The 25,238-nt window shown below is 60.8% G+C and carries 25 protein-coding genes, 1 pseudogene and 1 riboswitch; of the genes and pseudogenes, 7 read left to right on the plus strand and 19 right to left on the minus strand.

Annotated elements, in window-relative coordinates; all coding sequences use genetic code 11:
- Positions 1-172: 172 nt before the first annotated feature.
- The 6 genes from thiC to ruvB all read right to left on the minus strand — a co-directional run bounded on the left by thiC (position 173) and on the right by ruvB (position 5,729).
- Positions 173-1,627: a phosphomethylpyrimidine synthase ThiC gene (thiC, locus tag DXY16_RS01130; RefSeq protein WP_170953779.1), complete on the minus strand. Its 1,455-nt coding sequence runs from the start codon at positions 1,625-1,627 to the stop codon at positions 173-175.
- Positions 1,612-1,720, minus strand: a riboswitch (TPP riboswitch). (Overlaps the previous gene by 16 nt.)
- 23 nt (positions 1,721-1,743) lie before the next feature.
- Positions 1,744-2,370 carry a HEAT repeat domain-containing protein gene (locus tag DXY16_RS01135; protein WP_115118706.1) on the minus strand — a complete coding sequence of 209 codons (627 nt, stop codon included), beginning with the start codon at positions 2,368-2,370 and terminating at the stop codon, positions 1,744-1,746.
- The gene (locus tag DXY16_RS01140; RefSeq protein WP_115118708.1) at positions 2,367-2,615 is read right to left on the minus strand and encodes a DUF3188 domain-containing protein; all 249 of its coding nucleotides are present in this window, start codon (positions 2,613-2,615) and stop codon (positions 2,367-2,369) included. The genes DXY16_RS01135 and DXY16_RS01140 overlap by 4 nt, the downstream gene beginning before the upstream one ends.
- Positions 2,612-3,805 (minus strand): amidohydrolase, encoded by a 1,194-nt coding sequence (locus DXY16_RS01145; RefSeq protein WP_115118710.1) that lies wholly within the window; start codon positions 3,803-3,805, stop codon positions 2,612-2,614. The genes DXY16_RS01140 and DXY16_RS01145 overlap by 4 nt, the downstream gene beginning before the upstream one ends.
- Positions 3,802-4,596, minus strand: coding sequence for a tetratricopeptide repeat protein (locus DXY16_RS01150; RefSeq protein ID WP_115118712.1), 795 nt, complete (start codon positions 4,594-4,596; stop codon positions 3,802-3,804). Before DXY16_RS01150 ends, DXY16_RS01145 begins: the two co-directional genes overlap by 4 nt.
- The gene (ruvB, locus tag DXY16_RS01155) at positions 4,593-5,729 is read right to left on the minus strand and encodes a Holliday junction branch migration DNA helicase RuvB (RefSeq protein ID WP_115118713.1); all 1,137 of its coding nucleotides are present in this window, start codon (positions 5,727-5,729) and stop codon (positions 4,593-4,595) included. The genes DXY16_RS01150 and ruvB overlap by 4 nt, the downstream gene beginning before the upstream one ends.
- Positions 5,730-5,813: 84 nt before the next feature.
- Between ruvB and smpB the strand changes: the two genes are divergently transcribed.
- The gene (gene smpB, locus DXY16_RS01160) at positions 5,814-6,314 is read left to right on the plus strand and encodes an SsrA-binding protein SmpB (protein ID WP_115118715.1); all 501 of its coding nucleotides are present in this window, start codon (positions 5,814-5,816) and stop codon (positions 6,312-6,314) included.
- Between the two features lie 43 nt (positions 6,315-6,357).
- On the opposite strand, the gene DXY16_RS01165 is transcribed toward smpB, so the two are convergent.
- Positions 6,358-8,424 (minus strand): protein kinase, encoded by a 2,067-nt coding sequence (locus DXY16_RS01165; RefSeq protein ID WP_115118717.1) that lies wholly within the window; start codon positions 8,422-8,424, stop codon positions 6,358-6,360.
- A 115-nt stretch (positions 8,425-8,539) separates the two neighbouring features.
- Here DXY16_RS01165 and egtB point away from each other — a divergent pair, with 115 nt between their 5' ends.
- The 4 genes from egtB to DXY16_RS01185 all read left to right on the plus strand — a co-directional run bounded on the left by egtB (position 8,540) and on the right by DXY16_RS01185 (position 11,487).
- Positions 8,540-9,742, plus strand: a complete 1,203-nt coding sequence (gene egtB, locus DXY16_RS01170) for an ergothioneine biosynthesis protein EgtB (RefSeq protein ID WP_170953780.1) — start codon at positions 8,540-8,542, stop codon at positions 9,740-9,742.
- 98 nt (positions 9,743-9,840) lie between these two features.
- Positions 9,841-10,752 (plus strand): L-histidine N(alpha)-methyltransferase, encoded by a 912-nt coding sequence (gene egtD, locus DXY16_RS01175; protein ID WP_115118769.1) that lies wholly within the window; start codon positions 9,841-9,843, stop codon positions 10,750-10,752.
- A gap of 4 nt (positions 10,753-10,756) precedes the next feature.
- A complete protein-coding gene (locus tag DXY16_RS01180; protein ID WP_115016579.1) occupies positions 10,757-11,002 on the plus strand; it encodes a hercynine metabolism small protein in 246 nt (81 codons plus the stop codon).
- Positions 11,002-11,487 (plus strand): hercynine metabolism protein, encoded by a 486-nt coding sequence (locus DXY16_RS01185; RefSeq protein WP_115118719.1) that lies wholly within the window; start codon positions 11,002-11,004, stop codon positions 11,485-11,487. The genes DXY16_RS01180 and DXY16_RS01185 overlap by 1 nt, the downstream gene beginning before the upstream one ends.
- 6 nt (positions 11,488-11,493) lie before the next feature.
- Here DXY16_RS01185 and DXY16_RS01190 read toward each other — a convergent pair whose 3' ends face one another.
- From DXY16_RS01190 to DXY16_RS01220, 7 genes and pseudogenes are all read right to left on the minus strand, one after another.
- On the minus strand, positions 11,494-11,757 hold the full coding sequence (locus DXY16_RS01190; protein ID WP_006042532.1) for a hypothetical protein: 264 nt from the start codon (positions 11,755-11,757) through the stop codon (positions 11,494-11,496).
- A gap of 29 nt (positions 11,758-11,786) precedes the next feature.
- A complete protein-coding gene (gene lysS / locus DXY16_RS01195) occupies positions 11,787-13,286 on the minus strand; it encodes a lysine--tRNA ligase (RefSeq protein ID WP_115118721.1) in 1,500 nt (499 codons plus the stop codon).
- Positions 13,287-13,345: 59 nt separating this feature from the next.
- Positions 13,346-14,158: pseudogene (gene rpaB / locus DXY16_RS01200) on the minus strand (response regulator transcription factor RpaB).
- A gap of 91 nt (positions 14,159-14,249) precedes the next feature.
- The gene (locus DXY16_RS01205; protein WP_371410848.1) at positions 14,250-15,581 is read right to left on the minus strand and encodes an ABC transporter substrate-binding protein; all 1,332 of its coding nucleotides are present in this window, start codon (positions 15,579-15,581) and stop codon (positions 14,250-14,252) included.
- 17 nt (positions 15,582-15,598) lie between these two features.
- A complete protein-coding gene (locus tag DXY16_RS01210) occupies positions 15,599-16,105 on the minus strand; it encodes a rod shape-determining protein MreD (RefSeq protein WP_115118774.1) in 507 nt (168 codons plus the stop codon).
- Positions 16,105-16,848, minus strand: a complete 744-nt coding sequence (gene mreC / locus DXY16_RS01215; RefSeq protein WP_115118723.1) for a rod shape-determining protein MreC — start codon at positions 16,846-16,848, stop codon at positions 16,105-16,107. Before mreC ends, DXY16_RS01210 begins: the two co-directional genes overlap by 1 nt.
- A gap of 4 nt (positions 16,849-16,852) precedes the next feature.
- Positions 16,853-17,905, minus strand: coding sequence for a rod shape-determining protein (locus tag DXY16_RS01220; RefSeq protein ID WP_115118725.1), 1,053 nt, complete (start codon positions 17,903-17,905; stop codon positions 16,853-16,855).
- Positions 17,906-18,051: 146 nt separating this feature from the next.
- Between DXY16_RS01220 and DXY16_RS01225 the strand changes: the two genes are divergently transcribed.
- Positions 18,052-18,444: a single-stranded DNA-binding protein gene (locus tag DXY16_RS01225; protein ID WP_115118727.1), complete on the plus strand. Its 393-nt coding sequence runs from the start codon at positions 18,052-18,054 to the stop codon at positions 18,442-18,444.
- Between the two features lie 62 nt (positions 18,445-18,506).
- Here DXY16_RS01225 and DXY16_RS01230 read toward each other — a convergent pair whose 3' ends face one another.
- From DXY16_RS01230 to ahcY, 3 genes are all read right to left on the minus strand, one after another.
- Positions 18,507-19,166: a DedA family protein gene (locus tag DXY16_RS01230; RefSeq protein WP_115016565.1), complete on the minus strand. Its 660-nt coding sequence runs from the start codon at positions 19,164-19,166 to the stop codon at positions 18,507-18,509.
- A gap of 39 nt (positions 19,167-19,205) precedes the next feature.
- A complete protein-coding gene (locus DXY16_RS01235; RefSeq protein ID WP_115118729.1) occupies positions 19,206-20,747 on the minus strand; it encodes a glucosyltransferase domain-containing protein in 1,542 nt (513 codons plus the stop codon).
- A gap of 91 nt (positions 20,748-20,838) precedes the next feature.
- Complete coding sequence (gene ahcY, locus DXY16_RS01240) at positions 20,839-22,269, minus strand: adenosylhomocysteinase (RefSeq protein WP_115118731.1); 1,431 nt, start codon at positions 22,267-22,269, stop codon at positions 20,839-20,841.
- On the opposite strand from ahcY, the gene tsaE reads away from it, so the two are divergent.
- Complete coding sequence (gene tsaE, locus DXY16_RS01245) at positions 22,268-22,786, plus strand: tRNA (adenosine(37)-N6)-threonylcarbamoyltransferase complex ATPase subunit type 1 TsaE (RefSeq protein ID WP_115118776.1); 519 nt, start codon at positions 22,268-22,270, stop codon at positions 22,784-22,786. The two genes, ahcY and tsaE, sit on opposite strands and share 2 nt — an antisense overlap.
- Positions 22,787-22,804: 18 nt before the next feature.
- On the opposite strand, the gene DXY16_RS01250 is transcribed toward tsaE, so the two are convergent.
- The gene (locus tag DXY16_RS01250) at positions 22,805-23,866 is read right to left on the minus strand and encodes a carbohydrate kinase (RefSeq protein ID WP_115118733.1); all 1,062 of its coding nucleotides are present in this window, start codon (positions 23,864-23,866) and stop codon (positions 22,805-22,807) included.
- Positions 23,867-23,930: 64 nt separating this feature from the next.
- Positions 23,931-25,136, minus strand: coding sequence for an 8-oxo-dGTP diphosphatase MutT (mutT, locus tag DXY16_RS01255; RefSeq protein WP_115118735.1), 1,206 nt, complete (start codon positions 25,134-25,136; stop codon positions 23,931-23,933).
- Between the last annotated feature and the right edge of the window lie 102 nt (positions 25,137-25,238).

The following is a 25,238-nucleotide window of genomic DNA, read 5'->3' on the forward strand; positions in this document are numbered from 1 at the left end:
TTTTGCATGGCATGGCCCCTGGAGCAAGACGCATCGCATGCGCAGCGAGGCAGAACTGGTCTGCCAGCACACCCAAAAGAAGCAGTCCACAACACAAAAAACCCCGGTGTCACCACCGGGGCAAAAAGACGATCAGCGCAAAGGAGTCGTCCGTCCTAAGACACCAGTCCGCTCAGGCTTTGTCCTGCTTCACAGTCACCAGCTCTGCAGCCCCCTTGGCCTTGAGCACGTCTTCCAAACCTTCGAGGTCTGCATCGGTGATCTTGGTCTGCATCGGGCAGTGCTTGGGCCCACACATCGAGCAGAACTCCGCCTGCTTGTAAATGTCGGCGGGCAGGGTTTCATCGTGATATTCCTTGGCCCGCTCAGGGTCGAGAGAAAGTTCGAACTGCTTGTTCCAATCGAAGGCATAGCGGGCCCGGCTGAGCTCATCATCACGGTCACGGGCACCGGGGCGATGCCGAGCAATATCAGCGGCATGGGCGGCGATCTTGTAAGCGATCAACCCCTCTCTCACATCGTCTGCATTCGGTAGACCAAGGTGCTCCTTGGGGGTCACATAGCAGAGCATCGCCGTGCCATGCCAGCCAGCCATGGCAGCACCGATCGCGGAGGTGATGTGGTCATAACCAGGCGCAATGTCGGTGACCAAAGGACCGAGCACGTAGAAGGGGGCTTCATTGCACTCCTCCATCTGCTTCTTGACGTTGAACTCGATCTGATCGAGAGGCACGTGGCCCGGACCTTCCACCATCACCTGCACGTCGTGCGTCCAGGCGCGACGGGTGAGGTCACCCAGCGTCTTCAGCTCAGCAAGCTGGGCCGCATCGGAGGCGTCGTGCTGACAGCCAGGACGCAGAGAATCACCAAGCGAAAAGGTGCAGTCGTAGCGCTTGAAGATCTCGCAGATGTCGTCGAAGCGCGTGTAGAGCGGGTTTTGTTTGTGGTGATACAGCATCCACTGGGCCAGGATTCCGCCGCCGCGGCTGACGATCCCCGTGATGCGACCCTTCACCTTGGGCAGGTGCTCGATCAGCAAACCAGCGTGGATCGTCTGGTAATCGACGCCCTGCTGACAGTGCTTCTCAATGATGTGCAGGAAGTCATCTTCCGAAAGCTTCTCAATCGAGCCATGCACGCTCTCCAGGGCCTGATACACCGGCACGGTGCCGATCGGCACGGGTGAAGCCTTGATAATCGCGGTGCGCACATCATCAAGATTGACGCCGCCGGTGGACAGGTCCATCACGGTGTCGGCACCGTATTTCACCGCCAGGTTCAGTTTCTTGACCTCTTCCTCGGCATCCGAGGCATTGGGAGAGGCGCCGATATTTGCATTCACCTTGCACTTGCTGGCGATCCCAATCGCCATCGGCTCAAGATTTTCGTGGTTGATGTTGGCGGGAATGATCATCCGCCCCCGGGCCACCTCCTCCATGACCAAGGTCTCAGGCAGGTTCTCCCTCCTGGCCACATAGACCATTTCCTCGGTCACCAGGCCCTGACGGGCGAAATGCATCTGGGACACGTTGGACTGTCCTCGACGGGACTGAACCCAGGAAGCACGCATGATGAAAGAGCGATGGGACGCCCAGGGGTCGGCAAACCGGTGATCACGCTTGGTCACTTCCCTGCGCCGGCATGACCCGGATCAGGTTCGGAGGGTGTGATCTCAGCCCATTCTGTTGAGACAACAGAGCAGGCACCCCTAGTGTTGCTCGAAAGCTAGCAACGACATTCAGTTCAAGGCTGCAACCCATTTAGAGCAGCAGCCACCACGCGATGATCGCCGTCCTTCTGGAGCGACTGAAGCCAATGACGGGCCGTGGACGCCTGGGCAACTCCGTCATGGACAAGCCGGCCAAGGATTTCGGCGCCGCCGACGCGAACAGTGCCGTCGGCATCCTCAATCGCAAGCTGAGCCAGCTCCAGCAACCAGGCGGGATCAATCTGCGGCTGCTCAGCAAAGGCCGACAGGATGCTGCAACGCACCAACCAGGCATCATCTGCGGCAAACCTGTCGCGCAGCAGTGGCCAGGCCCGTTCGACGCCATAGCTGGCCAGTGAATTCGCAGCCTCTGCGCGCACGTTGGCATCCTCGTCATCTCGAACCAGGCGAGAGAGCACCTGCCAGCCCTGCTCACTGCGTCGAAGACCGAGCCCGCTGCAACTGAGCGATCGCACCACAAACGCCGCTTGCTCCGAACCCAACACCAGCAGGGGAACCACCACCGACTCCGTCTCTTCATCAGGCACCGCTCTCAATCGAGCCAGCGCAGGCAGAGCTCGCATCGGATCCCCAGAACCGATCGCTTGGCGCAAAGCCTGCGGATCGGGGAGGGGCTTGGGCTCATCCGGTGTGGAGGTCATTGCGCATCGTCTGAATCAAGGCGATCGGTTCGCGTGCTGCGCAGGGCCATCAAAAGGCGATAGCGCCGGCGACGCCGTCCGACCACTGCGCTGATCACCAGACCGATGCCCACCAGGATGGCAGGAAGCGCCTGCAGACGGTCGGTACCTTGACGCTGGATCAGAGCCACGATGCCAAGCAACACCAACAACGGGGCGGCCAGAGATAACCAGATATGTGCGGGAATGGCCTGACGAAGGGTCATGGGTTCAGGTCCGTCATCCAGGCCAACAGCGTGGCAGTGAGCACACGAATACCAACTTCCAAGCTGCCCTCCTCTGGGCAGAAACGACCGTGATGAAGCGGGGCGCAGCCCTCGGGGCCCGCCACTCCAAGCCGGAACATGCTGCCGGGAAGATCTTTCAACAGTTCCGCAAAATCCTCCGCACCGAGCGATGGTTGATCCAGACGGATCACCTGGGACCGACCAAGCTGATCAATGGCACAACGTTCCAGCAAATCGGTGAGTCCGGGATCGTTGTGCACTGGTGGAGCAATGCAGCGATAGGTGACCTCGGCGGAGGCGCCGAAACTGGAACAGATTGCCTGCACCGTCTCTTCAATCCAAGCGGGCAGGCGGTTATGGAGGTCAACATCCAGGCAACGCACGGTACCGAGCAATCGCACCCGATCGGCAATCACGTTGAAGGCTTTACCGCCGTCGATCTTGCCAAAGCTGACCACCACAGGATGCAAGGCATCCAGACGACGGCTAATGGCCTCCTGCAAGCCAGTCACCACCCGCGCGGCAATCCAGATCGCATCCACTGATTGGTGAGGCCTGGCACCATGACCACCCTCGCCCATGACGATGATCTCCAGCTCACCGGCGGCGGCGGTGAGACTGCCACTGCGAACACCAATCGAACCAACGGCAAGGGTGGGGAACACATGAACGCCATAGAGGGCTGAAAGCCCCTCAAGGGCCCCGTCATCACGCATCCATCGAGCACCCTCGGCCAGCTCTTCCGCTGGCTGAAATAAAAGACGCACCCCGCGAGGAAGGGGCTGATGCACCTGACAAGCCGCAAGCAGGCGAGCGACCCCAAGACCGATGCAGGTGTGCAGGTCATGGCCGCAGGCATGCATCACGCCCTGGCGGAGTGAGGCGTAGGGGAGTTCGGTGCGTTCCTCCACTGGCAACGCGTCCATATCCACCCGCAAGCCGATCCTTGGCCCATCGGAGGGTCCGAGTTCCGCCACAACACCGGTGCGGCCCACACCTTCACGCACGTTCCAGCCATGGTCGCGCAGATCACCTGCCACAAGGGCAGCGGTCTGATGCTCCTCACCACTGAGCTCAGGATGGGCATGCAAGTGGCGACGCAACTCCAGCAAGTCGGGAAGATGCTGGGCGAGGGCCTGGCTCCAACCCGTGCTGGCCAGTTCGCTCATGGGACCTCCAATCTGAGAAAGGCCATCAGATCAGCCGTCGGTTGTGGCGGCCAGCGCCGAATTTCAAGCAGCCATTCCGCCTCGCGGTAGCGGGGATCCAGACCTGCCGCGGCTGCCCAATGGCTCTCAGCCTCACCTCGCTGGCCGCGTCGCCACAGCAAAGCGCTGAGGCCGGCACGAGCATCCGCAAACAGTGGGTAACGGCGGATCAGATTGCGCAACTCCCGCTCAGCCGAATCGAACTGCTCCAATTGGTACCGAGCCAGCGCCTCACTAGAGCGGGCCATGGCAAAGCCTGGTCTCGCCAAGGATGCTTGGCTGTAAAGCTCGGCCGCATCGTCCCAAACTGCCTGGGAGCCGAGCACATTGCCGAGGTTATACAGGGCGGACGCTTCAGCAGGATCTCGCGCAAGGATCCAGCGATAGTCTGCTGCCGCGGCGTCCCACTGCCGAAGCGCTTCTTCTGCAGTGCCGCGATTGAGATGGGGATCCATCTCCTCGGGGGATAGCTCCATAGACCGGGTCTGGTCTGCAATCGCACCCTCGGCATCGCCCAGCAAAAGGCGAACGTTGCCGCGATTGCTCAGAGCCGCCGCATCCTGCGGATGGTCTGTGAGAAAGCGGTCCCAAAGCAACAAGGCCTGCGATGCGTCCCCATTGCGACTGGCCACCAACGCCTGCTTGAACAGGGCCTGATCCGTTGAGGTGGCCGATAAAGCGGCCGCCGGCAAGGCCATCGGGAAGAACCAACAAGCCATCAGCACCAACAGCACGCAGGGAAGCCGGCTCATGCAGCGGGATCCTCCACAGCGGGATCCTTCACAGTGGGCTCCCCCACCGCTGGCCAGCCGAGATGGCGCCGACCGGCCACCGTCACGACCCGGCCACGGGGGGTGCGCTGCAAAAATCCGAGTTGGAGCAGATAAGGCTCCACAACCGTTTCCAAGGTGGTGGCGTCTTCCCCCAGAGCGGCCGCAAGGGTATCGAGCCCCACCGGACCTCCGCCATGGGACTGCAGCAACAGCTCCAAGAGGCGGCGATCACTGGCATCAAGGCCTCGACCATCAACCCGGTGCAAGCTCAGGGCTTCGTCCACCAGATCGGCGTCGATCAACACAGAGCCATCGGGCGGTGTTGAGCCACCGTTGACAGATACTGCTCGCACACTGGCCACGTCGCGCACACGCCGCAGCAGACGGTTCGCAATCCGCGGCGTTCCCCGGCAGCGGCGAGCGATTTCGGTGCAGCCATGGGCCGACAAGCTCAGGCCAAGCAGCCCGGCAGCCCGCTCAACGATCGCCTCCAGATCCTCCTGCCCATAAAACTCAAGCCGCTGCAACAAACCAAAGCGATCCCGCAAGGGGGAACTGAGAGAACCCGCCTTGGTGGTCGCCCCGACCAGGGTGAAGGGAGGCAAATCGAGGGTTCGCGTGCGGGCAGTACTGCCCTTTCCAACCGTGAGATCGAGGCGGCGATCCTCCATTGCCGGATAGAGCAGCTCCTCCGCCACGCGGGTGAGCCGGTGGATCTCGTCGATAAACAGCAACTCCCTTGGTTGCAGATTGACCAGCAGGCCCACAATGTCGCGAGGTCGCTCCAAAGCCGGGGCGCTAGTGATCCGACAGGGGACGCCAAGCTCTTCAGCCAGCACAAGAGCCATGGTGGTCTTGCCCAGGCCAGGGGGGCCGTAGAGCAGCACATGGTCGAGGGCATCGCCGCGGGCACTCGCGGCCTGCACAGCGATGCCAAGCACCTGCTTGAGCTCCGCTTGGCCGATGTAGTCGTTCAGGCGGCGGGGCCGCAGGCTGTCTTCCCTGCCAGGAGCACTCTCCTGGGCAGAGCGTTCCGGTGACAGAAGCGGCGACGGATCCTTCAACTCCCGTCGCGGTCGCTTGGATCTGGCAGCTGAAGACTCGATCGCCATGGCACGAGCGTACCGAGCCCAGAGGTTGGATGGGAGTCAGGATCCCTCTAGGCTCGTGATTAGCAGCGGCAACAGCGCAGCGTTATGGCAAAAGGCCCGGGCCGCAGGGGAAACAGCGGGAAGGATGCCAACGACAAGCCACGGATCCTGGCTGACAACCGCTTTGCACGGCATCAGTACGACATCCTTGAAACTCTGGAAACCGGGATCGAACTACTGGGCACCGAAGTGAAATCGGTACGGGCCGGACAGAGCAACCTGCGAGATGGCTTCTGTCTGATCCGCAATGGCCAGATGCAACTGCACAACGTGCACATCTCTCCGCACACCCACGCAGGCAGCTATTTCAACCACGACCCCCTGCGCGTGCGCCGACTTCTGGCTCATCGGCGTGAGATCGACAAACTACGCATTCAACTGGACCAAAAGGGCCTCACCCTGATCCCCCTCAACCTGCATCTGAAAGGGTCCTGGATCAAGCTCACCATCGGCCTCGGCAAAGGACGCAAACTGCACGACAAGCGGGCCTTTGAGAAAGAGAAACAGACCAAGAAAGAAACAAAAGCAGCACTGTCGCGTTACTAATTCAACGCATCTACCACACGAAACAGTGCTCCACCGGCCTGTCTCAAGGCTGAGTGCTGTCGACGGGAGGAGCAGGCTCAACGGGATCAAGCGGTGGAGCCATGGCGGGACGCGGGCCCGGAGCTTGAGGCGCCGCATCGATGGCGCCGCTAACGCCGGTGGCTGAATCAGGAATGGGATCAGGATCGACAGCCGGCAAGGGCTTGGGCGCAGGCCAATCCGCACGGCACGAAAGGGTGAGCACCCCGGATGACACCCCTTCATTGGTCACCAGCACCTGAACGGGCGATCCCGCATCCGGCGGGAGCGTCACCACCCGAAGCGGACCCCGTTGCGCTGCCACATCTCCATTGGCTCCGTACACAGTCATCTGCATCAGCGGCGTGCCATTGATGCCCAGCACTAACCGTCGGCCCTGCGGCACCTTGATCGAGATCAACCGAGCGCCCCCGGCCTGCACGCGGCTGGACAGCACCGTGGGCTGCCGTGGCCGGGCCGTGAGGGTTTCGATGCGCACATTCTCGAGACTGCGGATCGCCGCGGCAAACCACAACTGGCGATAGGGCTCTGGGGGCTTGGTTCCCATCGCCACCCCAGGCAGGAGATTCTGTGCCGAAGCCGTCACCAACTGCTCCACCACCTGTGTATCCACCCCCTGCTCGGTGAGCAGATCACGCTGCTTGCGCCAGTCAACCGCCTTGAGGCGTCCGAGACGCGCCCGCAACACAGGGGGCAACTGCTCGACTCTGGCCAGCCATTCCTCCGCCAACTCATTCCAGACCCGGCGCAAGGGCGCATCCTCCAGGGCATCCCCAGGCAGACGACCGTTGCGCTCGGGATAGCGAGCCAGCAGGCTGTCATCCACCAACTTCAGGAACCAACTGCGATCCACCTGCAGAGCCCGAAGACGACTGAGCAACTGCTGGCGCTGATCCACTTCCGCAGGCGGAAGACTGGCCTGCGGGGCCCGACCGATCAGATCGCGATCGGTGGAGGGAGCCGCACCAGGTGTCGTGCCCCGGGTCAACAAAAACCAACCGATGGCCGTTCCAACCACAGCCGACATGAGCAAAGCAACCACCACAGGCCAGAGCCGGCCTTCGGCCGCCTGCTGACGTTCATGCTCACGGGGGCGGGCACGCCGACCCCCATCAGGGGCTGCTGCTCCTGACGAATCACGGTCTTCCTCAGGCGTACCTCGATCCAACCGCGGCAGATCAGGGGATGTGACAGGACTCTCGCGCTCCGGCACAGTTGCCGGCGCCAGCACCAAGGTGCGCTCAGCCCGCGCGATTGGTCCGGTGGTCTCAGGCATCACGACCGCCTGCAGCGCCTGCAGAGCTTCGGTCGCTCGCTCAAAGCGCTCACCCGAACGCTCGCTCAACAGGCGGTGTAAAACCTCGCGAAAGTTCGAACCCAAACCCAAACCGTCGGGAATGCTCCAGGCCTGACCAACGGGATCCAGCAGCTGCTCCGGCCTACGACCAGTCAGTAACGCCAGGGCCGTAACCCCAAGGGCGTGCAAATCCATCCAAGCCGCTGCAGGCTCGCCGCGACCCTGGGCCTGGGGTGCAAAAGCAGCCGTTGCCCCAGACATTGGCTGGGCTCGCTGGCACTGCAGCAGCCCAAAATCGAGCAGCACCGGCATGCCGTCCTGATCCCGACGCAGCAAGTTGCTGGGATTGATATCACCATGCACCAGATCCTCGGCATGGAGGACCGCAAGCGCTGGCAGTAGCTGCCTCAGCAACAACAGGACTTCACCAGGGCCGAACACGAGTTGACGGTCTGCTCGTTGCTTCTGGATCTGATCGAAGGTGCTTCCCTGTTGCCACTCACGCACAAGCCAGAGGGCACCTTCCTCTTCAAACAAACCGCCAAAACGAGGTATCTGAGGATGCAGAACTTGCTGCATCGCCGGCCAGAGCGAGCGAAACCGCTGCTGGGACGAGATCGACAACAGCTGCCGCAGGGCCACAGGTGCTTCCGCAGCCAAGAGATCGGCACCTCGCCAGAGCAGACCCTGCGATGCGGTGTGATCGGCCGCATCAACCGACGTGAGCTGCTGATCGATGCGGTAGCGCTCCGCGAGCACAGACCCGATCACCATCGCCTCCCCAGCAGTGGGCCGATGCTAGGGGCACTGTCATGGCTTCACCGCCATGTGTGGGGGTCTGCAGGGCTGACAGGATCTCCCTAGGGTCTGCCCCAACACATCTCAGGCCATGCCCTCCAGCACCCTGCTGCAACGGTTGCTGACGGTGCGCCATCAAAGCGAAGCACTGATCGCCCCCTTGGAGCCAGAGGATCTCTGCCTGCAGGGAATGGCAGATGCCAGTCCACCCAAATGGCACTTGGCGCACACAACATGGTTCTTCGAGACCTTCGTCCTGAAACCCTTCCAACCGGAGCACCGCAGTGCGGATCCGCGCTGGGGGTATCTGTTCAATTCCTATTACGAGACCGTCGGACCGCGTCAACCCCGCCCTGATCGCGGTTTACTCAGCCGACCACCCATGAAGGACATCACCCACTGGCGCCAGCGGGTGAATGCATCCCTTGAAGCACTTCTCAACCAGGGGGAAGATCCTCGTTACTGCGAGCTGATCGAACTCGGATTGCAGCACGAACAACAGCATCAAGAGCTGCTGCTGATGGATCTGCTCGACGGCTTCAGCCGTCAGCCGCTTGAACCGAGCTATAACGCCAGCTGGGAACCTGCATCATCCACCTGCTCAGCGCCGTGCCGCTGGCTCGAGCATCCAGGTGGGTTAGTCGAAATCGGTGCCAGCCGCGACGCAATCGAACCTAGAGCCTTCCATTTCGACAACGAGGCCCCCCGTCATCGGGTCTGGCTGGAACCGTTCGCGATCTCCAGCCAGCTGGTGCGCAACGACGCCTACCAACACTTCATCGACGATGACGGCTACAAACGTCCTGAACTCTGGATGAGCGAAGGCTGGGCTATCTGCCAGCAGCGGGGCTGGCAAGCGCCCCGCTACTGGCGCCAGGACCACCCCGACGCAGCCTGGAGTTCGGAATTCACCCTCGCTGGTCGCCAACCGCTGGATCCCCACCAACCGGTCCGCCATCTCAGCTGGTTTGAAGCGGATGCCTTTGCCCGCTGGGCTGGCTTGCGGCTTCCAAGCGAAGCGGAATGGGAAATAGCGGCCCGCAGTCATGGAGATGCCCTGGAAGAAAGCCACGACACGCTCTGGCAATGGACATCCAGCCCATACCGTCCCTATCCCGGCTTTCAACCAGCAGCAGGTGCAGTGGGGGAATACAACGGCAAATTCATGACCTCCCAATTCGTGCTGCGCGGCAGTAGCCAGCTCACCCCAACGAGCCATGCCCGTCTGACCTATCGAAATTTCTTTGCCCCAGCGAGCCGCTGGATGGCAGCTGGCATTCGCCTCGCCCGATAACCATGACCAGGTCCGCTACTCGTGGCAGCACGAAGGCAACAAACGCCCTCACAACAGCACCGATCACGCTGATCGACCTCCATCCCCCCGCCACCGACATGCTGAAGCTGGTGCAGGCGGGATTGCGTTGCCAACCCAAGCAACTTCCGGCCTGGCTCCTTTACGACGCGGAAGGATCCCGGCTATTTGACCAGATCTGTGAACAGCCCGAATACGGACTCACTCGGACGGAAATCGCTCTGCTTGAACAGCAGGCGGATGCGATTGCCGCAGCCCTTGGACCCGGCGTGATCGTGGAATTCGGTGCGGGCAGTGCCCGCAAAGTGGGCCCCCTGCTCAGGGCCCTTCAACCAGCGGCCTATGTGGCCCTCGACATCAGCGCCAACCATCTCAGCCAGGCCACCCAGGCCCTGCAGCAGCTCCACCCCCAGGTTCCAATGCTCGGGATCTGCTGCGACCACAGCCAACTGACAGCGCTTCCCCCCGATCCGCTGCTCAACAACCAGCGCAGACTCGGCTTTTTCCCGGGCAGTTCCCTCGGCAATTTCAACCGCACAGAGGCCGTGCAACTCCTCAGCCGCTTTCGTCACATCCTGGACGGTGGTCCACTGCTGCTGGGCCTCGATCACCCCAAACCAGCTTCGGTCTTGGAAGCGGCGTACGACGATGCAGCGGGAGTGTCTGCCGCCTTCGCCCGCAACCTCCTGCATCGCCTCAATCGCGACCTGAACGCAAACTTCCAACCCGACCAGTTCGTCTACCGAGCCCAATGGCAACCGGAACACAATCGCGTCGAAATGGCCTTGGTCAGCCGTTGTGAACAGAGTGTGACCATTGCCAACCAATCCTGGTCGTTCAGGGCCAGGGAACCCTTGGTGACCGAATACAGCCTGAAGTACAACCCCGCCATGACCAGGACACTGACGGCTGCAGCAGGTTGGCGCATGCTGGATCGCTGGCATGATCCGGACGAAAGCCTGTCCTTGTATCTGCTGACACCAGCAGAATGACGTTATGAGCAGAGAAGAACAGCGCCAGACGATCCGCAGCCAACGCGAGACGCTGATCGAAGACCTTGAGCTCCTTTATGCGCAGGCGTTTGAACGCCTGGGCGGACTTGAACTGGGTGAAGGCTCTGTCGCCCGACTGACCCAGTTGCTGCTGCGCTCCCGTGATGCAGCAATCACCCCACTGCGACAGGAGATCGAAGCACCGCTGATCACACGAGCCCCCGACGCCAGCCCCGACTCCGTCGACTGATGGCACCCTCCTGGCTTGATGAACTCGAGCGCAGCCTCGAGCAACGACTGGATGCCTTTCTGCGCGCCAATCCTCACCAGAACGTGCTGCTGCAGCAGCAACATCTGCAGGACCGCCAGCGTGGCCTTCAGACCCGCCTCACACAACTGCAGGATCAAGCAAAAGACCTGCGCCGCCAACTTTTAGCCCTGGCCAGCGACGTTCGTGACTGGAACGCACGCAGCCAAAGAGCTCGTGATGCCGGAGCCCAGCCACTAGCAGAGCGAGCCGATCAACATGTTCAGACCCTGATGGCACAGGGCCGTGAGCTATGGGGTGAACTGGATACGCTCGGAACCAACTTCCGAACGGTGGAACACCAACTCAGCCAACTGATGGCCGACGATCAAAAAGCCAGCCCTGATCGATCACTCAATGAGGACTGGGCGTTGTTTGAAGCCGAACAGGAACTCGAGCAGCTGAGGCGCAAAAACGGCCTCATCTGATCGTGCTCAGGCCTTGGGAGCGGGGGGCTCGAGACTCACATTCTCGGGCGGCGGAGTGGGATCCGGATCGGCGATCAGCATGTGCTGAAGCACGATCTCAGGGCGCTCGCTATCGCGCCAGCGGATGCGATAGGCGGGCATCTTGGTGCCACGACTGGTGGTCTGCTCAACCGGCTCCATCACCCAACCCCGGCGCGACCGCCCCTGGGGATTGCGCTTGACCACCGCATCGGCGTGCTTGAAGCGGAAACCTACGCGCTCACCACTCATTGGAAGAGGACCCTGCCACTGAACCTTAATTATCCATGCTGAGGGGATGAAACGTCAGTACGGCTCTCCGGACGAAGCAGAGGGAAAGCGATCACATCCCGAATCGAGGGGCTATCCGTGAGCAACATCACGAGGCGATCAATCCCGATCCCCAGGCCTCCGGTGGGGGGCATGCCGATCTCAAGGGCATTCACAAAGTCCTCATCCAGGCCCTGGGCTTCCAGATCTCCAGCTGCCTTGCGCGCTTGCTGGGCCTCCAAACGTTCACGCTGATCGAGTGGATCGGTCAGCTCACTGAATGCATTGGCAGTTTCACGACCAACGATGAAAAGCTCAAAACGCTCCACCAAACCAGGCTTGCTGCGGTGCTTGCGCGCAAGCGGAGAGATCTCGATCGGATAGTCCGTCACAAAGGTGGGTTGGATCAGCGTCGCTTCCACCTTCTGCTCAAATGCCTCATTCAGCAGCCTTCCGACAGTGTCTGCCTGCTCAGGCACAACCAAGCCAATCGATTCCATTGCCGCTGCGGCCGCAGCCCGGTCGGAGAAGGTGTTGAAATCGAGCCCCGTGGCCTGGTGCACCAACTCATGCATGGTGGCGCGACGCCAGGGCGGAGTGAGGTCGATTTCCGTGCCCTGGTAGTTGATCTTGGTGTCTCCGCACACCTGCTCACACACCGTGGCGATCATCGCCTCGGTGAGCTCGATCATGTCGTTGTAATCGGCATAAGCCTGATAAACCTCCACCGTTGTGAATTCAGGGTTGTGACGCGTGCTAACTCCCTCATTGCGAAAGATGCGCCCGAGTTCGTAGACGCGCTCGAAGCCACCAACGACCAGTCGCTTGAGATGCAGCTCAGTGGCGATGCGGAGGTAAAGGGGAAGATCAAGCGTGTTGTGGTGAGTGATGAAGGGGCGTGCATCCGCACCACCCGCCTCCGACTGCAACACCGGCGTTTCGATCTCCAGAAACGATCGCTCATCCAGCCAACGCCGGATGCCGCTCACCAGCAGGGCACGTCGCCGAAAAGTTTCACGCGACTGGGGGCTGACGATCAGATCGAGATAACGCTGGCGGTAACGCTTCTCCACATCCGCCAGGCCATGCCACTTGTCCGGCAGGGGCTGCAGCGCCTTGGTGAGCATCTGCCAGCCGCTCACCTTCACCGAAAGCTCACCGCGATCAGTGCGGCGCAAGATGCCCTCCACACCGATCAGATCACCAGCATCCACCAAGCTGGTGATCTGAGCAAAAGCATCACCGAGGGATGATTTCTCTAGGAAAAGCTGGATCGTTCCGGTTTCATCGGCGAGGGTGAAAAAGGCCAACTTGCCCATCACCCTTCGGGTCATCACCCGACCGGCGACAGCCACCTCAACCGCACGCTCTTCTCCTTTTGGGAGATCGGCGTGATCCTTCTGCAACTGAATGGTGCGATGGCTGGGTGCAAAGCGCAGGGCATAGGGCCCCTGACCCATCTCGCGTAGGGCATTCGCCTTCTCAAGACGGGTCTCGCGCAGATCGGACACAACGAAGCAGTCAGTCGGGCGCCATCCTGCCCGAGCAGGGGCCCAAGCGAAGACAATCGCTAGGCGTTGACGGCAACCTGAGGCAATTCACCCATGCGTTGGGAGGAATAGCCAATGCCTCGAACAGTGAGAATCAGTTCAGGATTGCGCGGATCCGGCTCAAGCTTGCCGCGCAAACGGGCGACGTAGACGTCAACGACGCGGAGATCCGCCGCCCGACGAGGTGGATAACCCCAGAGCTGCTCCAGAATCTCAGCCCTGGGAACAACCCTGCCAGGCTCGCGGAACAGCAGCTCCAACAGACTGAATTCGGTATAGGTGAGCGAGATGCGATCACTGCCGCGACTGACCTGGCGGCGATTGGTGTCAACAACCAGATCACCCACCCGGAGCACGCCCTGGCCTACAGGAATTTCCCGAGGCTCTGCTGTGGCGGAACCACGTCCGACCCGGCGCAGGATGGAGGCAATTCGAGCTTCGAGCTCTTTGGGACTGAAAGGTTTCGGCAGATAGTCATCAGCGCCAAGGTCAAGACCAGCTACGCGCTCAGAAATCGCTTCAAGAGCCGAGAGAAAAATGATCGGCACACACGACTCAGCCCGCAGACGTCGGCAAACCGCAAAGCCATCCATCTTGGGCAGCATCACGTCGAGCACCACCAAATCTGGCGACTAGTTGTGGAACATCTCCAGGGCCTGCTCGCCGTCTTCGGCGCAGATCACCCGATAACCCACTAACTGGAGACGCATCACCAGTACGCGACGGACCGCGGGCTCGTCGTCGACCACAAGGATCGTGGCTTGCGGCGATTCAGGAGCGTGGGATTTCGCTGCTTCGCTGCTTTTCGGGTTGGAGGACCCGTACTCGGCCATGCGACCGCCGCCATGAAGAATCGCAACCCTACCCTTCCGCGAAGACAAAACCGGGAGTAATCCCCGCAGGACCGTCAGACTTTCGGTTCTCTTAATGTTCTGGCCAGCGGGCTTCGGCGTAGCGATTCCATTCCAGCGCAGCCTGTTCCACGGCCTGATCACTACTAATCTGGCCCAACATCGCCCGCTGCAACTGGGTGTAGATGATGCTCTGCAGGCGCTTGATCCCTGGCGAAGAGGGCACCAACACCCGGGCCCGCTCCAGGGTGGCGAGAGATAACAGGCGGGCTTCACGCAACTGGGCCTGCTGAGAACCCTCCGGACTGGCCGCCTCCAACTGGGCGCGCACCTCAGCAAGGGCCTCCAGCGACGACGGCAACACCGGTGCCTCCTGCACAAAACGGGCCTGATTGGGCCCATTGGTGAGGAAGAGCGCCAGGGCCAGGGCCTCACGGGGCCGAGCACTCTGGCGGGGAACCGCCAGAGTCATCAAGGCCACATTGGCAGTGCCATCAGCTCCGGTGAGAGGTGGATGAGCTCTCGTCGCAGCCGCCACCTGGGGTGCGTTGGTCTGAATGCTGCGCAAGAACTCCGGACCTTTGGCCAACAACGCCAATGCGCCGCTTTGGTAAAGCTCAACAGCACGGCTCTGGCCCTGACTGACTACTTCACGGGGTAGAAGACCCTGGCGGTAAAGATCCACCCAGAAAGCAAAGGCACGCCTCCCCTCAGGCGTTGCGAAGGCGGCACGTTGCCGACCATCCAGCAAGGTCACTCCCATCTGCACCAGCGATTCGAGTAACTCGGCAGAGTCATCTGGAACCACGGTGACAAACAGGGCATAGCGCCCAGTTGTCTCGCGAATAGCGCGGGCGAAAGCGGGCACATCCTTCCAACGTTGCGGCGGTTGCTTGAGCCCCGCCTGCTGCAGCAAGCCCTGATTCACCAGATTCAGCCGCACCGTGAGATACCAAGGCACCGCGATCTGTCCTGCATGGGGATCGCGAGCCGCTCTCCAAACGGATGGCAAATAGCGATCTGCAGCACCCTCAGGCAACAACGGGGTCAAGTCGGTCAGTCCTCCTTTGCTGGCGAGATTGGCCGCGAAAGGGGGATTGAGATTCACGACATCAGGAGCAGTCCGAGCAAACACAGCCGCCAGCAGCTTGCGCTCCACCGAACCCCAGGGAAGATCAGTCCAGCGCACAGGCGCATCGGGATGATCGGACGTCCAGGCCGTCATCACGGCGTCCATATAGGTATTGAATTTCGGCGCCAGTTGCAATGTCCACAGCTGAAGTGGTTGGTCTGCTCGCGGCTGGGGTCGACAACCGATTGCCATCAGGGAGGATCCCGCTAGAGCAGCCGCGATCAGCGTCATCCGAAGTCGCCGATCCCAGTGCATCGTCCTCAGCGTTTGCATGCCGTCATGGTGACCGCTCATGCCCGAGAGCGCCGTCGCCAAACCAGCAGCTGCCACGAGGAGAGCATCGGTGCGAGCAGGCCAGTGATCACGGCCTGGGTAAGACAGAGATGCCAGGCCCAGTGCTGCAGCAATGGCGCATCGAGCCCCTGGACTAAACGCAACTGCAGCCAGAGACTGACACCAACCACCATGGCCCCGATCCAGGCCAGCAAGCCAAGATTGAGACTGCGCTGAATCGGTCGTCCCCGACGTCCCAATCGGCCCCACCACCACCCCAACAAGACCAGGGCCGGCAGTTGGGTTAGGCCATCAACACCAAGGCCATCAAGGACCAGGGCGATGGCCGCACCCGCAATCGCGCCTGAAATGGGTCCATCCACCAGGGCCCAAGGCAGCAACCACAACACCGCCCAGCTCGGACCCACTCCAGACAGAGTGAGCCAAGCCGGCTGGGCGAGGACAAGCATGGGGATAGCCAAAGCCGAAGCCACACAGATCGGCTGGGCATGCAAACGGGCCATCAGCGGGTCTGCACCTGCACCCAATCCACCGCCTCAGGAGCAGCGATCAGCTGCACCACCCCTTTCGGTGCTGGCACGGCGCGGCTGTTGAGCGACTGGATCACAGCAACCGGAAGGTTGGGAGGAAGCAGGGTGCTTGCTGGAGAGGTACTGACCAGATCACCGGGCCGCGCCTTGATGTCCTTGTCGATGAAACGCAGCTGCGGCCGGGCGGTGCCAACCCCGACCAACAATGCGTGCTGGCGCGTACGAGGCACCCAAACGCCCACTTTGCTGCCAGGTGCTGTCAACAACTTGACCCTGGCGGTGGTGGGGGTGACGCTCTGAACACGGCCAATCAGGCCTCCTGGGCCAATGACCGCATCACCACTCGCAAGGCCGGCGCTTGCACCTTGCCCCAGTTCCAGCTGCTGCCACCAGGCTGCAGCGTTACGGGAGATCACTGCCGCCGCCACCTGACCATCCCCCGAACCACGGTTGAGCTCAAGCAAATCGCGCAAGCGGGCGTTGTCCTGACGGAGCAACTCAAGCTGGGCCTTCTGCTCCAGTGTTCCTGCTGACTGCAACCACTCCTTCTGAGCCGAACCAGGCCAGAACGGCCGACTCAGCAAGGCATAGGCATCGACAAAACCAGCACCCTTGCTCCAGCGGACAAGCGCTAAAACGACGAAGAGTGCAAGCCATGGCCAAAGCCGACGCCCACCACGCCAACGGGGACCGGCTGGCCACTGAGAGGCCGCCATCCGATCAGGCCGTCACGGTGTTGCGCACGTATTCGGGAGTATCAAGCACCCGCTGAAGACGCTTGTAGTCCTCAAGCACCTGACCGCATCCGTTCACCACACACAGCAAAGGGTCCTCAGCGATGTGCGTGAAAATCCCAGTCTCGTGGCTGATCAGATCACTGATGCCACGCACAAGCGCACCGCCACCGGCCAGCATGATGCCGCGATCAACGATGTCAGCAGCCAGCTCGGGTGGCGTGCGCTCCAGGGTGCGCTTCACAGCCTCAACGATGACGTTAAGGGGCTCGGCGATTGCTTCGCGGAGATCACCAGCCTGAAGCTGAATCGTGCGGGGCAAGCCAGAGAGCAGATGCAAACCGCGCACATCCATCACCGTCTGGTCGAATTCGTTGTCTGGGAAGGCAGAACCAATTCGGATCTTGATCTCCTCCGCAGTGCGTTCGCCAACGACCAAGTTGTGCACCTTCTTCAGGTAAACACCGATCGAATCGCTGATCTCATCCCCCGCGACGCGGACCGACTCACTCAGCACGGTGCCGCCAAGGCTGAGCACGGCCACCTCGGTGGTGCCGCCACCGATATCAACAATCATCGTTCCCACAGGCTCAGTCACGGGCAGACCAGCCCCAATGGCAGCCGCTACAGGCTCATCAATCAGATGCACTTCCCTCGCACCGGCCAGGCCCGCCTCACGGACAGCGCGGCGCTCTACACCGGTGACGCCACTAGGGATACCAACCACCAGACGGGGGGCCACGATGCCTCGGCCTTCATTGCCTTTCTGGATAAAGGTCTTGAGCATCTGCTCAGCCGCATCGAAATCAGCGATCACCCCGTCGCGCAGGGGCCGGACGGCCTTGATATTGCCTGGGGTGCGGCCGAGCATCAGCTTGGCCTCATCACCCACGGCCAGAGGCACTCCCCGTTCCAAATCCAGGGCCACCACAGAGGGTTCCTGCAGCACAATGCCGCGGCCGGAAACGTAAATCAGAGTATTGGCGGTGCCAAGGTCGATGCCGATGTCGCGGGACAGCTGGAAGCGACGAAAAAGCACGGAACAAGGCTCAGGTTCGGCGAATCATAGGGGCGTTTCCCCAACCTTTCTGGGACCTTTTGAGACATCCGGACAGGAGGGTGGAACTCCTTGAAGGCAGCCACGAAAACCGTGGCGCATCATGAACCAACGAAGAGGAGGAATCCATGGGCGTCAATTCAGTCACCCTTGTGGGCCGTGCAGGCCGCGACCCCGAAGTGCGTTACTTCGAGTCGGGAAGCATGGTTGCCAACCTGACCATGGCCGTTAACCGCCGCAGTCGCGACGACGAGCCGGACTGGTTCAACCTTGAGATCTGGGGCAAACAAGCCCAGGTGGCCGCCGACTACGTCAGGAAAGGCTCTCTGCTTGGCATCATCGGCAGCGTCAAGCTTGACCGCTGGACCGATCGCAACAGTGGAGAGGAGCGCAGCAAGCCGGTGGTGCGGGTCGACAGACTTGAGCTGCTGGGATCGAAACGCGAAAATGAAGGTGGGGGCAACTACGGCGGCGGCGGCTTCGGTGGTGGCAGCCCCAGCGACGAGGAAGTTCCGTTCTGACCAGCACCGCGATCAAGCGGCAGGCGCTGCTGGTGTGATCCAAGGGGGGATTTCCCCTTGGATCAATCGGCAGAGCGACGACGGCGCCAGATGCGCAGACCCAGCCAGATGCCTCCAGCCACAACAACGATCACCAGGCCAACCTTGATCAGCTTGGAGACAGGCTCGATCCAAAGCTCGACGTTGCTATAGCTCTCCCCCAGCAGGAATCCTGCGAGGGTGAGCAGCAAGGTCCAGATCAAGCTGCCGGCAGTCGTCCAGATCAGGAATGGCGCCATCGGCATCATCTCGATCCCTGCCGGCACTGAAATCAGAGTGCGGATGCCAGGCACCAGGCGACCCCAAAACACAAGGGCCGTACCAAAGCGATTGAACCAGCGGCGACTACGTGCCAGTTCAGCAGGGCTGATACCGATCCAGCGACCATGCCGCTCCAACCAGTGCTCAATCCGCTCTTCATTGATCACGCGGCCGATGCCGTACCAGGGGAGGGCACCAAGCACCGTTCCCAGCAGACCAGCGAACACCACTGGTACAAACTGCAGCTGGCCTTGCTGCACCAGAAATCCCCCTAGGGGCATGATCAGCTCAGAAGGAATCGGCGGAAACAGATTCTCGAGAAACATCGCCGCGAAAATCGCCCCATATCCAGCCAAGGGGTTGACCGCCACCGCCTGCTTAATCAGCTCAGGCAGCTGGGTGATCAGTTCCGACAGTCCCATGAAGAGGTGTGAAGGCGTGGTCAGTGTTTCACAGCTGGCCTAGAGAGCCGACCGCTCCGGGGCAATTTGGAGCACAAAGGTGTCATCAGTGACCCGCTGAAGCGAAAACTCCGAAGAGCAGATCGCATCCAGCGAGGGCTCACAGCCAGCTGGCCATCCACCCTCCAGCTCCTCAGGCCGTCGTTTTTCAAGATCAAGACCATGAAGCCGCAACTGACTAAAGGAAAAGGTTTGATTGCCATCCAGAAGCGGAGGAATCAACCGATCCATCAAGGGAAATTTGCGGGTCGTGTTCTGCAAAACCGGCGAACGGGGCATCGTGCCGTCCACCACCAGAAAGCGCACTGGGTGCTCCATGTCACGGCTCTGCAGGGCAGAAGCAGCAGCCACGATGCGTGAAAGACGTGCTTCTTCGAAACGGGCCTGCGCCGCAAACCCATGGCCATAGGCATAAGAGACAACCACCATCAGCCAGATCAACGGCAACATGCCCAGGCTCCAGAAAGGACGACCGATTGAGCGCGACATCACCACGATCTGAAGAATGAGGCAGGTGCCTAACGGGCCGAGATAAAGCAGCACCCGTGGATGGCGAACGAATGACTCCCTCAACAGGAGCATCCCGCCTGGCGACAGCAACAAGACCAGGAACAATCCCACACCAACTGCCAACGCCATACGCCATGAGCGCCACTGCCGCACCAGCAATGCATAGGTGCAGATGAACAGACAACAAGGCAGCACTAGAGGCCAGCGACCAAAATCCGCAAGCAGCTGCTGCAGAGGCTCAATGACCGACGTACTCAATGCCATCGGCAGAGCACTATCCAAAGGCTTCAGTTCAGCAGCACTGCTGGCGTAGCGATTCAGCCTGTGTTCAAACAGCAGGGAAAACAACAGCCGATAGAGGCCATAACCACCCGCATAAACAACAGCACTGAGGATGAGGCGCAACCGCAGGGAGAGCACCTGCCAAGGGCGATTCAAGAGGCCGAGCACCGACGCGATGCAGAGACACCCCGTCATCATCAGGAAGCCGTTGGCTCCCGGTTGGTAGAGATTGAAGGCAAACAGCTGCAGCACAAGGGCTGCTGCAACCCTTGACCAAGCAAAACGAAAATGCACCAACAAAGCGGCCGTTATGGAGCAAGCCAAAGCCGCTGCCATAAAGAGCGCGTCAAAGCCGTAAGACATGGCCTGCAACGCGTAGGGCTGGGCCATCAGCGGCAGGCTGGCGATCGCCGTCCAGAACGGTGAACGGATGCCATGAACACGAGCAACGGCCACGCCAACGCTGGAGAGGAATGCAATCGCCACCAGCGTGTAAAGCGGAGCCACCGCCGTCGCCGGCGACCCAAAATTCAGCCACTCCACGAGGGTGTCCGCAAGCGGCCGACCCACACGAACCCAACCACGGCTGCCATCCATAGCCCGCTCTATGTCGTCGATATAGAGGTCAACCGAGAGGATCAAAGGCAGTAATGCAAAGAAGCCGGCGAACATCGCTGCTCCCCACTGCCGCCGGATCACGGGATCACGTGCCAGCCCGACCCATTCCCGCCAGATCATGAGATATGCCATGGCTTAGACCCTGACATATCAAAAAAGCCAGGCCGCTCAAACGACCTGGCCAAACAAAAAACCCAAAGCAAACCGCTTTGGGCTGCAGTAATCAATAGCGATAGTGATCGGGCTTGAAGGGTCCCTCCACGGGCACATTGATGTAGTCAGCTTGTTCTTTGCTCAGCTCGCTGAGCTTGGCGCCGATGCGATCCAGGTGAAGACGAGCCACCATTTCATCGAGGTGCTTGGGCAGCACGTAGACCTCCTTGCCGTACTCACTGCCCTTCGTGAACAGCTCGATTTGGGCCAGCACCTGATTGGTGAAGGAGTTACTCATCACGAAACTGGGGTGGCCGGTGGCGCAGCCCAAGTTCACCAGACGACCCTCGGCAAGCAGGATGATGCGATTGCCATTGGGCAGGGTGATGTGATCCACCTGCGGCTTGATGTTGTCCCACTGGTACTCCTTGAGGGAGGCAACATCGATCTCATTGTCGAAGTGACCGATGTTGCAGACGATGGCCTCGTCCTTCATGCGCACCAAGTGCTCATTGCGGATCACCTGGAAGTTGCCGGTGGCGGTGACGAAGATGTCCATCTGATCGACCACATCGTCCAAACGGACAACGCGATAGCCCTCCATCGCAGCCTGCAGGGCACAGATCGGATCGACCTCAGCAATACAAACCGTGGCACCGAGTCCGCGCAGAGACTGGGCTGAGCCCTTGCCCACGTCGCCATAGCCGACCACAAGAGCCTGTTTGCCAGCAACCATCACGTCGGTGGCACGCTTGATGCTGTCAACCAGCGACTCGCGACAGCCATAGAGGTTGTCGAACTTGCTCTTGGTGACCGAGTCGTTGACGTTGATCGCCGGGAAGGGCAGCTCACCGCTCTTCTGCATCTTGTAAAGCCGAGCCACACCAGTGGTGGTTTCCTCAGTCACCCCCTGAATCTGGGCCTTGGTTCGTGAATAGAAGCTTGAATCCTCAGCCAGCTTCTTCTTAATCGAGGCAAACAGGAAGGTCTCCTCCTCATTGGAAGGGTTGTCGAGCACGCTGATGTCCTGCTCAGCCTTGCTGCCCAGCATCACGAGACCGGTGGCGTCGCCACCGTCGTCGAGGATCATGTTGGGGCTGCCGCCATCACCCCACTCGAGGATGCGGTGGGTATAAGCCCAATACTCCTCAAGGGTCTCGCCCTTGACCGCAAACACTGGAATGCCGCGGGCTGCCATCGCAGCAGCAGCGTGATCCTGCGTCGAAAAGATATTGCAGGAAGCCCAGCGCACCTCAGCGCCCAGTTCCACCAGGGTTTCCATCAGACAAGCCGTCTGAATGGTCATGTGCAAAGAGCCGGCGATGCGAGCACCCTTGAGAGGTTTCTCAGTGCCGTATTTGGTGCGCAGCGCCATCAGACCGGGCATCTCGGTCTCGGCGATGTCGAGCTCCTTGCGACCAAAATCAGCCTGATTCAGATCCGCAACGACATAGTCATCAGCGACCTGTAGGCCGGTCGTTGCCGTGGGTGTTGCCACCATGGTTGTAAAGCTCCCTGGGGAGAACGTGAACGGAAATCTCTGCAGAGTCGCCGAGGCTTCGGGCTCGCCAGATCCCCAATCTACAGACAACCGCTGGATCCTCGACGACCTAGAGGCCACCCACCGCCTGGGGCGTGATCTTGCCAGCAAGCTTTCGGCAGGGACAGTCCTGCTGCTTCAGGGCCAACTCGGTGCCGGCAAGACCTCCCTGGTGCAAGGCATCGCTCTCGCTCTTGGCATCCACGAACCGATCACAAGCCCCACCTTCGCCCTGGCCCAGCACTACCCACAAGGTCAGCCCCCCCTGGTGCATCTCGACCTCTACAGGCTTGAACGCCCTGAATCGGCCAATGATCTATTTCTGCAGGAAGAAGAGGAAGCTCTAGCGATGGGAGCCCTACTCGTCGTGGAGTGGCCAGAGCGTCTCAAGCTGAACTGTCAGGACGCTTGGACGCTCAAATTGGAGCATGGGCCAGGGGAAGGAAGGACTGCCGTCCTTCACCCACCCAGCTCATGAAGTGCTTGATCGATTGATTCAGCGCAGTCCAGAGACCACCGCTGCACTTTGCTGGAGGAAATGCTCCACGTCAGCCGCCGACGGCTGAGGGTCAATACCACCGGCACCAGCGCAGACCAAAGCACCACAGGCAGCGGCATAACGGATCACTTCCTCAACCAAAGCTGCAGACAGATCCAGAGGGGCACCACCCGAGGGTGTAAGAGCGAGAAGCTGATGCAGCAGCCCTGCTGTGAATGCATCCCCAGCACCGGTGGTATCCACCACCCTTGGCGGGGGCAGAACATCCATCGCACCAACGTGGCCAGCGATGCACCACTGCACGGGATGACCGCCATCAGTGACCACCACATCGGGGTGGGTAGGCAAACACTTGCTGATCGCCTCAGGGTTGTCGCTGTTGAACACCCAGATCGCTTCCTCCCGTGCCAGCTTGATCAATGAAGCCCGATCGAGCAAAGGCGCCATTGAGGCCAAAGCCTGAGGTGAAGGTCCTGCAGAGGGATCGGCGGCTGGATCCCAGAACGTGGGCCGCCAGTTGACGTCCAAGGCCAAACGCAGATCCGACTGATCCACTTGCTCAATGGCCCACTGGAGGGTTTCCGCTGACTCAGGCGTCGCCAGCGGAATCGTGCCGACCAATAACCAGCGAGCAGCTGACGCCAACGCAGGCCAGGACAACGACAGCTGCTGGCAATCAAGACCCTGATCAGCAAAACCCTCGCCCTGATCCCCGGCAAAGCCCTGAAACACCCTCTCCCCAGTTGCATCCCGGCGCACCAGCACCACCCGACTGGGGCGGACGGTATCGGCCTGAACACCCCTCAGGTCAACGCCACGATCCCGCAGTAACTCGTTAAAACTGGCACCGATATCGTCGTCGCCAAGCCGGCCGAGGAAGCCCACAGGGGTGCCGAGACGGGCCAGAGCACAGGCCACATTGGCAGGGGCACCGCCGAGGCGATCATCGCAGTCAGACAGTGAGGCAGTCGCCGGATCACCGCCCAAAGGCCCCAGACGATCAACCAGTGCTTCCCCCAAACACAGCACCCATGGGGCACAGACCGCACGATTTGCCATCAGCTGGCATCTAACTTCCCGCAGCCTGGCTAGCAGTGCGACAACTGCCAACTGCGCAAACCACTCAACCCGAGACGGACTGATCCAACGCAGGCAAACCGAGATGGGTCATCAGCGCCGCGATGATGCGGGCATTAGCAGCAGGGAAGGGATAGGCCCCGAGCTCCTGGGGCTGCACCCATCGCACCTGCTGACTGGCCAAGGGCTGCGGCTCACCTGAGCACCAAGTGCAGAGGTACACCTCAAAACGCAGCCGTTTATGGCTGTAGGCATGATCCACGCAAATCAGCTCCTGATCCACCGTGACCTCGATCGCCAGTTCCTCCATCAACTCACGGGCAATCGTGGCCTGAATCCGTTCGCCTGGCTCCTGTTTGCCACCGGGGAATTCCCACATCCCCCCCAGTAAGCCCTCATTAAGACGCTGATCGATCAACACCTGGCCAGCTTGATTGAGCACCACACCCACACCGATCACCTGAAAGGGCACATCGCGGGGAGCTTCTTTCACGGGGTAATGATCAGGGCTGCCCGAAGCGTACGCAGCGCAAGCCGATTGCCACGGACATGAAGCGCAGGCCGGATGACGCGGCGTGCAGAGAGTCGCGCCCAAATCCATGAGGGCCTGATTGAGATCCCTGGCTCGTTGCGGCGCCGCAGCGATCAGGCACTGGCTCCAAGTCCAGAACAGCCCTTGATGGCGCATCGGCGGGTGCGAGTGGGCCATCACCCTGGCCAGCACCCGGCGCACATTGCCATCCAAAATCGCCAGGGGGCTATTAAAGGCAGAAGAGAGGATGCCACCCGCGGTGCTGCGACCGATGCCGGGCAGCAGAAGCCAGCGATCCAGTTGGTGAGGCCAAGCCTGAGGATCGGCCTCACCAACTGACCTCAACTCTGCAAACAACTGCTGAGCTGCTGCAAGCAAACGACGAGCCCTGGAGTAGTAGCCCAGCCCCTGCCAGCGCAACAGCACCGCCTGTTCATCCGCTTCAGCCAAGACCTCGAGCCTCGGGAAGGCCTCCATCCAGGCCCGCCAGTAAGGAAGCACAACCTGTAGCTGGGTCTGCTGGAGCATCACCTCAGCGACCAGAACCCCATATGGAGGAAGGCTGTGCTGGGGTTCGGGCCATGCGCCATCAGGCATGAACATCCAGGGTTTTTGTGCCGGATCGCGGCGGCCATGCTTCTCCCACCACTGCAACAAGGCCTGATCAAGGTCAGCAGAGATTGCCTCCAAATCTGTTGTGCCTAAAGCCAGCGATGGCATCAGCGAGGTGCGCCCTATCGACACGCATGATGCAAGACGGCATCCATGACGATGCGGCGATTACTGCAGCCACTCTGCAAATCTGAACTCACCAACGCAACC

It is taken from the genome of Synechococcus sp. UW105 (assembly GCF_900473935.1).
Classification (GTDB): domain Bacteria; phylum Cyanobacteriota; class Cyanobacteriia; order PCC-6307; family Cyanobiaceae; genus Synechococcus_C.

Coding starts and splice junctions, on each gene's coding strand:
- DXY16_RS01250 (WP_115118733.1), bottom strand. CDS start 23,866: ATGGCAAATCGTGCGGTCTGTGCCCCATGGGTGCTGTGTTTGGGGGAA.
- mreC (WP_115118723.1), bottom strand. CDS start 16,848: ATGGCGGCCTCTCAGTGGCCAGCCGGTCCCCGTTGGCGTGGTGGGCGT.
- DXY16_RS01145 (WP_115118710.1), bottom strand. CDS start 3,805: ATGAGCGAACTGGCCAGCACGGGTTGGAGCCAGGCCCTCGCCCAGCAT.
- DXY16_RS01230 (WP_115016565.1), bottom strand. CDS start 19,166: ATGGGACTGTCGGAACTGATCACCCAGCTGCCTGAGCTGATTAAGCAG.
- DXY16_RS01135 (WP_115118706.1), bottom strand. CDS start 2,370: ATGACCTCCACACCGGATGAGCCCAAGCCCCTCCCCGATCCGCAGGCT.
- DXY16_RS01140 (WP_115118708.1), bottom strand. CDS start 2,615: ATGACCCTTCGTCAGGCCATTCCCGCACATATCTGGTTATCTCTGGCC.
- DXY16_RS01210 (WP_115118774.1), bottom strand. CDS start 16,105: ATGGCCCGTTTGCATGCCCAGCCGATCTGTGTGGCTTCGGCTTTGGCT.
- tsaE (WP_115118776.1), top strand. CDS start 22,268: ATGGTTGTAAAGCTCCCTGGGGAGAACGTGAACGGAAATCTCTGCAGA.
- DXY16_RS01180 (WP_115016579.1), top strand. CDS start 10,757: ATGAGCAGAGAAGAACAGCGCCAGACGATCCGCAGCCAACGCGAGACG.
- ahcY (WP_115118731.1), bottom strand. CDS start 22,269: ATGGTGGCAACACCCACGGCAACGACCGGCCTACAGGTCGCTGATGAC.
- mutT (WP_115118735.1), bottom strand. CDS start 25,136: ATGCCATCGCTGGCTTTAGGCACAACAGATTTGGAGGCAATCTCTGCT.
- DXY16_RS01235 (WP_115118729.1), bottom strand. CDS start 20,747: ATGGCATATCTCATGATCTGGCGGGAATGGGTCGGGCTGGCACGTGAT.
- DXY16_RS01185 (WP_115118719.1), top strand. CDS start 11,002: ATGGCACCCTCCTGGCTTGATGAACTCGAGCGCAGCCTCGAGCAACGA.
- DXY16_RS01205 (WP_371410848.1), bottom strand. CDS start 15,581: ATGCAAACGCTGAGGACGATGCACTGGGATCGGCGACTTCGGATGACG.
- egtD (WP_115118769.1), top strand. CDS start 9,841: ATGCTGAAGCTGGTGCAGGCGGGATTGCGTTGCCAACCCAAGCAACTT.
- DXY16_RS01190 (WP_006042532.1), bottom strand. CDS start 11,757: ATGAGTGGTGAGCGCGTAGGTTTCCGCTTCAAGCACGCCGATGCGGTG.
- DXY16_RS01165 (WP_115118717.1), bottom strand. CDS start 8,424: ATGGTGATCGGGTCTGTGCTCGCGGAGCGCTACCGCATCGATCAGCAG.
- ruvB (WP_115118713.1), bottom strand. CDS start 5,729: ATGGCGATCGAGTCTTCAGCTGCCAGATCCAAGCGACCGCGACGGGAG.
- egtB (WP_170953780.1), top strand. CDS start 8,540: ATGCCCTCCAGCACCCTGCTGCAACGGTTGCTGACGGTGCGCCATCAA.
- smpB (WP_115118715.1), top strand. CDS start 5,814: ATGGCAAAAGGCCCGGGCCGCAGGGGAAACAGCGGGAAGGATGCCAAC.
- DXY16_RS01150 (WP_115118712.1), bottom strand. CDS start 4,596: ATGAGCCGGCTTCCCTGCGTGCTGTTGGTGCTGATGGCTTGTTGGTTC.
- DXY16_RS01225 (WP_115118727.1), top strand. CDS start 18,052: ATGGGCGTCAATTCAGTCACCCTTGTGGGCCGTGCAGGCCGCGACCCC.